Annotated in this window: 3 protein-coding genes; all 3 read left to right on the forward strand. The window is 58.9% G+C overall.

Annotation, left to right across the window (positions count from 1 at the left end):
* Nucleotides 1-807, forward strand: an 807-nt coding sequence (locus tag ACXJ5O_RS24140; RefSeq protein WP_457302121.1) for a PfkB family carbohydrate kinase, incomplete at its 5' end; no start/stop codon positions are given.
* Nucleotides 808-896: 89 nt separating this feature from the next.
* The gene (locus ACXJ5O_RS24145) at nucleotides 897-1,784 is read left to right on the forward strand and encodes a dihydrodipicolinate synthase family protein (protein WP_457302122.1); all 888 of its coding nucleotides are present in this window, start codon (nucleotides 897-899) and stop codon (nucleotides 1,782-1,784) included.
* 34 nt (nucleotides 1,785-1,818) lie between these two features.
* Nucleotides 1,819-2,478: a GntR family transcriptional regulator gene (locus tag ACXJ5O_RS24150; RefSeq protein WP_457302123.1), complete on the forward strand. Its 660-nt coding sequence runs from the start codon at nucleotides 1,819-1,821 to the stop codon at nucleotides 2,476-2,478.
* Nucleotides 2,479-2,516: the final 38 nt, after the last annotated feature.

Below are 2,516 nucleotides of genomic sequence, written 5' to 3' on the forward strand. Positions count from 1 at the left end.
GGCATGGCGTCGAGCGCCGCCACAAGTATCGCCCGCCTGGGCGGCGATGTCTCGCTCTGGGCGTCCGTCGGGCCGGACGATATTGGGCGGCGGGTCATCGAGGAACTGACTGCCGAGGGCGTGGACTGTTCTCACGTTCGGCGCATCGAAGGCGCGCGTTCAGCCTTCTCGACCATCTTCGTCGATGCCGTCGGTGAACGGATGATCGTGCCTTACTACGATCCGGAGCTTTTGTCCGCGCCAGAAACAATACCGCCGATCTCCGATGGCACCTACGATGTCGTGATGACCGATGTACGCTGGCCACTTGCCGCTGCGCAAGCGTTGAAGGCGGCGCGGGAGGCTGGCGTCCACGGCGTCCTCGACGCCGACACCGCTTCGCTCGAGACACTGGAAATGCTGATGCCGCTTGCTTCGCATATCGTCGCCTCCGAGCCGGCGGCGGAGAAGGTGACGGGTGAAAGTGACCCGGAGAGGGCAGCCGTTGCTCTTGCAGCACTTTATGGCCGCGACGGCGAATTCATTGCTGTGACCGGCGGCGACAAGGGCTCCTTCTGGTACGATGATCTGGAAGGCGAAGTCCGTCACATGCCGGCCTTCCCCGTGGATGTTGTGGACACGCTTGCGGCGGGCGATGTTTTTCACGGCGCATTCGCCTTTGGCCTCGCGCGGGGCTATCCGATGTACCAGATCATGCGCTTTGCCAGCGCTGCCGCCGCGATCAAATGTTCCCGCTTTGGCGGCCGGGCCGGCGCACCGGCGAAATCCGAAGTCGACGCGCTTCTTTCCCAGCATCCCGAAGAGTAAAGCCTCGCAGTAAAAAGTCAGTGCGTTCCTGTTGACTTTCAACTGACATGTTAGTACGTCTTTAGTCGTAAACGACATGGGAGAAGCAAGTGTCTCGGGATCGATTTGGGCTGTCCGCCGCGCTAACCACGCCATTCGATGCCGAGATGGGTATCGATGTGGCGAAAGCCGTTAAGCACGCCCGGCACTGCCTGAACAGCGGCTGCAGCAGCGTGACACTATTCGGAACGACAGGCGAGGGTTCCTCGATCGGTGATGAGGAGCGCGGGGTCGTTATCCAGGCGTTTCTCGACGCGGGCATTGAACCCAAGCAGATTGTCGTCGGCGTCATGGCCAACTCTTATGTAGATGCGGCGGTCCAATCGCGCCATGCGCTCGACGCGGGTTGCCGTGGCGTATTGCTCGCTCCTCCGTCCTATTTCAAGAATGTCAGCGACGACGGACTGTTCGTCTGGTTTTCGTCGGTCTTTACGGAGATCGGTTCGGGGGCGAGAGACATCATCCTTTACAATATTCCTTCCGTTACCGTCGTTGAAATTTCGGTCGAACTTGTCAGTCGTCTGCGCGAAGCTTTCCCGAAAGTCGTTTCCGGTGTGAAGGACTCATCCGGAAACTGGCCCTTCACTGAAAGGCTGCTGGCAAAGCACAATGATCTGGCAATCCTCATCGGTGACGAGCGCTCACTTTCCGCAGGCGTTCGTCTTGGCGGGCAGGGGGCGATTTCCGGCATGGCAAATCTTTATGCCGACCGTCTTCTGCCAATGGTCAATGAAGGCCGCGACGATCCGGCGATGATCGAGGCGGTCAATGAGCTCTTGAAATTTCCAGTCACGCCAGCGGTGAAGGCTTTGGTCGCCTATCAAGCCGGCGATGATGGGTGGCGCCGGGCACGTGCACCGCTGCTGGCCCTTTCGGATTTGGACTACAAAAGACTGACTGGCATCTTCGACCGCTTGTTTGTGGCCGCTGCCGCGTAATAATGGGGAAGCAATACGAGTCGGGAGGACGGGCATGGATGATGGTAACGAGCCGGTAAGACTGCGAGAGAAGGCCTATGCGAGTTTCACGGAGCATCTTCTGGCGCGTGATATCAATCCGGGGCAATTCGTGTCGCAGCGCCAGCTTGTTGCAATGACCGGTATGCCGCTTGGAGCCATCCGCGAACTCGTGCCTCGCCTCGAGGCCGAGGGGCTGGTCAAGACCATCCCGCAGCGTGGCATCCAGATTGCGCATATTGATCTCAATCTGATCCGCGAGGCCTTCCAGTTCCGCCTGTTCATGGAAAAGGAAGCAATTGCGCTCTTCTGCGTTTCGGCATCCGATGAACTACTGGCCCGGCTGCGCAAGGAGCATGAAGACACACTCGAGGAGGCGCTGCAGGGCAAGGAGATGCCCGAGCTCGAATTGCGCGCGCAGACGATCGACTGGAACCTGCATGAAACGATCATCGATTCTCTCGAGAACGGGATCATCGGCAGGGCCTACCGGATCAATGCGATCAAGATGCGCCTGATCAACCAGGAGCGGTTCCGCATTACCGGCCGCGTCGTCCCGGTCATGCGTGAACATCTGGCGATCCTGACGGCGATCGAGACCCGGGATCCGCAGACTGCAATGGATGCAATAGCAGTGCACATCAACAATGCGAGGAATTTGGCACTGAAACTTTAGGAACATTGGCAATGGGAGTTGCCGTGCAAAGTCACAAG

This window comes from Phyllobacterium sp. P5_D12 (genome assembly GCF_054049495.1).